The sequence below is a fragment of the Xenorhabdus stockiae genome (assembly GCF_002632825.1).
Classification (GTDB): Bacteria; Pseudomonadota; Gammaproteobacteria; order Enterobacterales; family Enterobacteriaceae; genus Xenorhabdus; species Xenorhabdus stockiae.
Genome location: NZ_NJAJ01000038.1, coordinates 25,416 through 32,457 on the forward strand (window position 1 = coordinate 25,416; position 7,042 = coordinate 32,457).

At 40.8% G+C, this 7,042-nt stretch carries 5 protein-coding genes and 1 pseudogene; 5 read left to right on the forward strand and 1 reads right to left on the reverse strand.

Annotated elements, in window-relative coordinates:
- Positions 1-14 precede the first annotated feature (14 nt).
- From uhpT to Xsto_RS16735, 5 genes and pseudogenes are all read left to right on the forward strand, one after another.
- A pseudogene (gene uhpT / locus Xsto_RS16715) lies at positions 15-1,404 on the forward strand (hexose-6-phosphate:phosphate antiporter).
- Positions 1,405-1,543: 139 nt separating this feature from the next.
- Complete coding sequence (gene uhpA / locus Xsto_RS16720; protein ID WP_099108222.1) at positions 1,544-2,152, forward strand: response regulator transcription factor UhpA; 609 nt, start codon at positions 1,544-1,546, stop codon at positions 2,150-2,152.
- Positions 2,152-3,675, forward strand: a complete 1,524-nt coding sequence (gene uhpB / locus Xsto_RS16725; protein ID WP_099125814.1) for a signal transduction histidine-protein kinase/phosphatase UhpB — start codon at positions 2,152-2,154, stop codon at positions 3,673-3,675. Before uhpA ends, uhpB begins: the two co-directional genes overlap by 1 nt.
- A gap of 9 nt (positions 3,676-3,684) precedes the next feature.
- Positions 3,685-5,013, forward strand: a complete 1,329-nt coding sequence (uhpC, locus tag Xsto_RS16730) for an MFS transporter (protein WP_099125815.1) — start codon at positions 3,685-3,687, stop codon at positions 5,011-5,013.
- 300 nt (positions 5,014-5,313) lie between these two features.
- Positions 5,314-6,564 carry a tyrosine-type recombinase/integrase gene (locus Xsto_RS16735; RefSeq protein WP_099125816.1) on the forward strand — a complete coding sequence of 417 codons (1,251 nt, stop codon included), beginning with the start codon at positions 5,314-5,316 and terminating at the stop codon, positions 6,562-6,564.
- Positions 6,565-6,699: 135 nt separating this feature from the next.
- Here the strand turns inward: Xsto_RS16735 and Xsto_RS16745 are convergent.
- On the reverse strand, positions 6,700-7,042 hold a 343-nt coding region (locus Xsto_RS16745; RefSeq protein WP_244590431.1), incomplete at its 5' end, for a hypothetical protein.

Sequence of the window (7,042 nt, forward strand, 5' to 3'; positions counted from 1 at the left end):
TCTGAGGATTTCATATGATTAAAATTCTGGAACAAGTTCGTCAACCGACGTTGGATCTTCCAGTCGATATACGCCGTAAGATGTGGTTTAAGCCTTTTATGCAGTCATATCTGGTGGTTTTCATTGGCTATATGGCGATGTATCTGGTGCGCAAGAATTTCAATATTGCCCAGAACGATATGGTTTCTACTTATGGTTTCTACTTATGGTTTGTCGATGACGCAGCTTGGGTTGATAGGGTTGGGGTTCTCTATCACTTATGGCGTAGGCAAAACGTTAGTGGCTTATTATGCAGATAGAAAAAATACCAAACAATTTTTGCCATTTATGTTGATTTTGTCTGGCCTGGCCATGCTCGGTTTTAGTATGAGTATGGGCAGCTCTGGGATCAGTATTTTTTTGATGGTGGCATTTTATGCGCTAAGTGGTTTTTTCCAAAGTATAGGTGGGCCGGCAAGTTATTCCACCATTACCAAATGGACTCCGCGTAGCAAACGAGGTACCTATCTTGGGCTTTGGAATATGTCGCACAATGTGGGTGGCGCAGGTGCGGCAGGAGTTGCTTTGTTTGGAGCGCACTATTTATTTGATGGTCATGTCATCGGGATGTTTATTTTCCCTTCCATAATTGCTCTGATCATTGGTTTTATTGGTTTACGTTATGGAAGCGATTCGCCTGAAAGTTATGGTCTGGGTAAAGCAGAAGAGTTATTTGGTGAGTCGATCAGCGAAGAGGATATAACAGCAGAAGAAAATCAAATGACTAAGCGGGAGATTTTTGTTGAGTATATTCTGAAAAACAAAGTGATCTGGCTTCTTTGCTTTGCCAATATTTTTCTTTATATCGTGCGAATTGGCATTGACCAGTGGTCAACGGTATATGCGTATCAGGAATTAGGACATTCAAAAGAAACTGCTATTTCCGGCTTTACAATGTTTGAGGTTGGGGCGTTAGTCGGGACGCTGATGTGGGGATATTTGTCAGATTTAGCAAATGGTCGTCGCGCTCTTGTTGCTTGTGTCTCACTGGGTCTAATTATTGTTAGCCTTGAATTCTACCAGCATGCAACCAGCGAGTTTATGTATTTAGGCTCTCTATTTGTACTCGGATTTCTGGTGTTTGGCCCACAATTACTGATTGGCGTGTCAGCTGTTGGCTTTGTACCGAAAAAAGCGATCAGTGTTGCAGATGGTGTTAAAGGTACGTTTGCTTATTTAATCGGTGATAGTTTTGCTAAATTAGGTTTGGGAATGATTGCTGATGGAGTGCCTATTTTTGGTTTAACAGGCTGGAAAGGTACTTTTGTCGCACTTGATACTTCTGCATTTATCTGCATTACATTACTTACGTTTGTTGCTATTGCTGAAGAGAGAAAAATTCGTAGTAGCAGGAAAGCGCTATAAAGCTTGTTAAAAATCGTTATGACGCTACTGTTTTATTCGCAGTAGCGTTTTTGAGTGAAACGTATCGTTCCCAGTCTATTGCACAGCTATATTAATGAGAGTAATTTATACGGGTTTTCTGATCTGGCAATAAATAACGATGATTAAAGTAGCATTAGTCGATGACCATGTGGTAGTACGTTCTGGCTTTGCCCAATTATTAAGCTTAGAGCCTGATATTGAAGTTGTTGGTGAATTCAGTTCATGCGCCGAAGCAAGATATGGTCTGCCCGGTTCAGGGGCAATGGTTTGTATTCTTGATATCTCAATGGCTGATGAAAGTGGATTATCACTATTGCAGGATATTCCCTCCGGCATTGGTTGTATTATGCTGAGCGTCCACGATTCAGCCACCATGGTAGAAAAAGCCCTGAAGGCGGGAGCCCGGGGTTATCTAAGCAAACGCTGTAGCCCGGATGAATTGGTACAGGCGGTGCGTATTGTTGTGAATAATGGTTTTTACTTCTCGCCGGATATTGTGCTAAAACTGACATCATCAAAAAATAATCCTGCTTCTTTGGATCACTTAACCAAGAGAGAGAGGCAAATCGCGGAAATGCTTGCCACAGGAATGGATGTTAAAGCAGTAGCTGCTGAGCTGGGTTTGAGTCATAAAACAATTCATGTTCATCGGGCTAATGCAATAAGTAAATTGGGCGTAACAAATAACGTGGGCCTAGCAAATTATTTTGCCTCTAGTGATCTCTAATGTATCGATACTTGCTCAGTTCATTTTGTGGTGGATTACTGTTTTCCTGCTGGTGGTTCTGTTTATGGGTGATAGCTTATTACTTTGTCAATGACTTAGAGCTGGCTATTTTGTTTTTTCCATTTGCACTACGTCTTGGCATTGCTTTACATATCCCGCAGAAATATTGGCTAACACTATATGGTACAGAATGGTTGCTTACGATTGGTCTGGCCTTACTAATGAAGCAGCCTCAGTGGCTAACTGTATTAACAGCCAGTATAGTCAGCCTTCCCATAGTCTGGGCCGCCAGTCGTTATTATTGTGGTAATCAGTGGCAAAGACTTTCTGTGATGGCCCTTGTGATTGTAATCACTTCAATTGTTAATGTTATATCCGTCATCAATCATAATCCGGCTGTAACCATCGCACTTTTGGTGAGTTTAACCGGAGGCGTTATGCTGGTTCCTTTGTGTTACTTAGTTTGGCATTATTTATTCCAGAATGTCTGGCTACCCATGACTGCCAATGTTATTGCACACCAAATTCGTTTCAATCTGAAACAGGTTATTTTTTATAGTCTATTATTTGTATTAAATATTTTTCTTCAGATCTGGATACCTAACGAACTCCGCTATTTTGCGCCATTCTGCCTTGCTATTCCGATTATTTTATTGGCTTTTCGCTACGGTTGGCAGGGAGCATTGCTTGGCACTTTACTGAATAGTGTTGCGTTAATTGCTGCTCGCAGCGGTGTTTCCGATATGGAAATTACGGATTTGCTGTTATCTCTTCTGACCCAGACTCTGACAGGAATAATCCTTGGAATGGCTGTTCAGCGTCAGCGTGATCTGAATATGCAGCTAAAGAGGGAATTATCTCGTAATCACAGTCTGTCACGCCAGTTAGTAAAAGCAGAGGAATCAGTAAGACGGGAGATTGCCCGCGAATTACATGATGAAATAGGTCAAAATATTACAGCTATCCGGACACAGGCAAATATTATCCAACGTGTTGGTGCAACGCCGGTGGTTATTAATTGTGCCAAAACTATCGAAACATTATCTCTGAATGTTTATGATACTACCAAAATGTTATTGAGCAGATTACGGCCTAAAGTACTCGACGATTTTGGCCTTAAGGAAGCTATTGAGCAGTTATTGCGGGATATGGAATTTGAAGCAAACGGCATATCAGTAGAAATTAATTGGGAAATCGATTCCGATGCTGTTATTGAACAGTTAAGTGATGCAACGAAAGCTACATTATACCGCCTTTGTCAGGAAGCATTGAATAATGCATTAAAGTATTCTCAGGCTGATTGTATTAAAGTGCATTTTTCTATTAAGGAAATGGTCCGTTTATTGATCAAAGACAATGGTATTGGCTGTAAAGCTGAAGATCATATGAAGGGATTTGGCTTGCGAGGTATGCGTGAGCGTGTACAGGCCCTCGGTGGTAATTTTTCAATTCATAGTGAGAAACAGCAAAATGAATCTACACGCTCTGGTACGGATTTATCGATCATTTTGCCTAAACTTTAAGAAATGATCATGACAGTTTTTTCTCAGCCTAAACTAATTAATCCAAATCATTTGTCTACGGTAGAAATTAGGGAGCAATATCGTTACTGGCGTCTGCATATAATGTTGAGCTTATATGTGGGCTATGCGTTATTTTATTTCACCCGTAAAAATTTTAATTACGCAATGCCAGAATTGATCAGTGATCTGGGTCTTGATAAAGCTGAAATTGGGTTGATTGGTACGTTATTTTATATTGCTTATGGTTGCTCAAAATTTATTTCCGGTATTCTCTCTGATCGCTCTAATCCACGTTATTTCATGGGTATTGGGCTAATTGCTACCGGTATCATTAATGTTTTTTTCGGTCTGTCCAGTTCTGTTGTCATGTTTACCTGTTTATGGATATTGAATGCTTGGTTTCAGGGATGGGCCTCTCCTTCATGTATTAAATTACTTACCACTTGGTATTCGCGTTCGGAACGTGGTTTTTGGTGGTCATTGTGGAATACTTCGCATCACATTGGGAGTGCATTAGTTGCACTCTTTGTTGGTTTTGTCACCTTGCACTTCAGCTGGCGTGAAGGTTTTATTGTGCCCGGTTGTCTGGGGATCTTAGGAGGAATTCTACTATGTTGGCGATTACGTGATAAACCGGCTTCAATGGGGTTGCCAACTATTGGGCAGTATCGCAATGATTTTCTGGAAAAAAAACATGAAAATCAAGGGAAGGGGTTAAGTACCAGAGAAATATTAAGAGATTATGTTTTCAGGAATAAATATATCTGGTTACTTTCCTGTAGCTATGTGCTGGTTTACATTGTTCGCACAGTTATCAACGATTGGGGAAACCTTTATCTGACAGAATATCATCATTATGATTTAGTGAGCGCCAACTTTGTCGTATCACTGTTTGAAGTTGGAGGCTTTGTGGGATCCTTGGTTGCCGGCTGGGGTTCTGATAAGTTATTTGGCGGCAATCGAGGTCCTATTAATTTAATATTTTCAATTGGTATTTTTTTGTCAGTAGCTGCTTTATGGTTGATGCCTGTAACAGATTTAGTTTTTCAATCGTTGGGATTTTTTTCTATCGGTTTTTTCGTTTTTGGTCCGCAGTTATTGATTGGTATGGCAGCAGCAGAATGTTCACATAAAGATTCAGCTGGAGCAGCAACGGGATTTGTTGGTCTCTTTGCCTATACAGGTCCGGCACTTGGTGGTTATCCTTTTGCGATTATTTTGGAGAACTATCATTGGACGTGGTTGTTTATTACCATCTCTGTATGCGCTGTCATGATTGGTTTATTATTGCTGCCTTTTTTACAGGCTCAATTTCCTCAGCAAAGAGAGCAGGGTTAACTGCTCTTATTTTAACGCTGTGATATTTGCCGGTTAAGCCACTCTTCTCTGGTTAGTTCCCATATTTCATTATCATACTCCCCTGAAAAGTATGTTTTGTCTATCATCTCTTATCATTTGTAGTCATGTTTAGCTAAAGTATTTACTTCAATTTATTGATTTTTAATCCAATTAACCCTATCTTCTTCTTGTCTTTAGTCAATAATGATCACGTATATTCATGCGGAGTCATGAAAAAAATGTACATATGAGTGTACATAAACTACATTAAAAGCTGTGTTATCTTCCGAGGAAAGTGATATGGCTATTACTGATTCATGGCTCCGTTCTACCAACGGTAAACCCCAAGAAAAAATCATCACTAAATCAGATAGGGATGGGCTGTCTGCTCGTGTCACCCCCAAAGGAAAAATCATATTCCAATTTAGATATCGCTGGAATGGTAAGGGTGACAGGATCGATATTGGTACATACCCGGCAACGGGTTTAAAAGATGCGCGTGATTCTGTGATTTTCTATCGTGGGGAATTAGAGCAACACCGCAATCCGAAAATAGTCAAGCGTGTTCGTAAAGAATCCGCCTTAAACGCAGTCACTGTGGAAACACTCATTAGGGAGTGGTGGACAGCAACCATGCAAGGTTCGAAGGTGAAAGCTGACGAACTTTTGCGCTCTTTCGAACTTTACATTTTCCCAAAGATTGGCAAATTACCCCATGATGAAGTCACGCTTCACGTCTGGCTTTCTTTAATTGAAGAGACTATCAAGCAAGCACCAACAACTGGTGCCCGAGTATTAACGTACTCCAAGACTGCTCATAAATGGGCGGTTCGGAGAGGGATAACCAATTTCACCCCGTTATCCGATGTGGAACGAAGTGATTTAGTTCGAAAAAATATAGATGTCGATAATGAGATAAGTGAGCGGATCTTAAACGAAGAAGAGCTGGCTATTCTCTTTCAGGTGATTAACACTCCCGGGTATAACCCACGAAATGCACTAATAATAAAATTATGCCTTTTATTTGGTTGTCGCATCGGTGAACTACTAAAAGCCAAAGTGAACGACTTTGATTATGAAAAAGATATTTGGATTATTCCCCCTAAAAACCACAAGACAGGAAGGAAATCTAAAAAAAATATCATTAGACCCATTATCCCTGTGGCTAAAGAGTTAATTGAGCAAGCCAAGAGATTAAACGGTGGGAGCGAGTATTTATTTGTTGTGGGAAGTGGCAATCCATTTTTACCAGTGGGGGGACACGCAAGCATAATGACCATGCTAAACAAAAAAATGTCTCTTCACTTTCCTAATTTTAAATCTTTTTCAATTCATGATCTACGTAGAACTATGCGTACTGAGATATCTGAATTAACGTCACCCCATGTCGCCGAAATCATGCTGGGTCATAAACTGCCGGGAATTTGGCAGGTGTACGATAAGCACACCTACCTAAATGAGCAGAGAGAAGCCTATGAACGCTGGTGGGATAAACTGACTAAAATTGTTTCCCGTTCTCCCAATCAAGAATATCCTGCCGCAAAAAATTAAGCTGATTGGATTTAAACTTGGGTTTTGGGAAGCCTTCTCGGCGTTGCTTCCCATTACCGCACCACAATCTTATAGTGTGTGGTTTTACGCCATAACGTTCTGCCAGTTCCTGAGTTTTAATGTAAGGTGACTGATTCATTTTTCCTCTCCTTTCTGATACCCGTTCTCCAATATCACCTTCGCCACACTCGCCGGAGCTGCCTTATCACTCCACGTTGCATCGAAAATAATGTCGCTCAGTTCCGCCATGAGAATATCGTTCAAATTTTTCGGTCTTGCAGAGTAGGGCGCCCCATCGGGCACCCCTTCCATAATGTCGATAGTGAGCTGGGCTATTTCTGTTGCTTCTCGTTCCGGCTTACGGTATCCAGAATGCCAAACTACATCGGTGATATCAGACGGATCACCCCAGACTGAGGCAATAATCTGAGTCAGGTGGAATGAGTTATTGATCATTGCTGCTTTCTTCCTTCTGCTT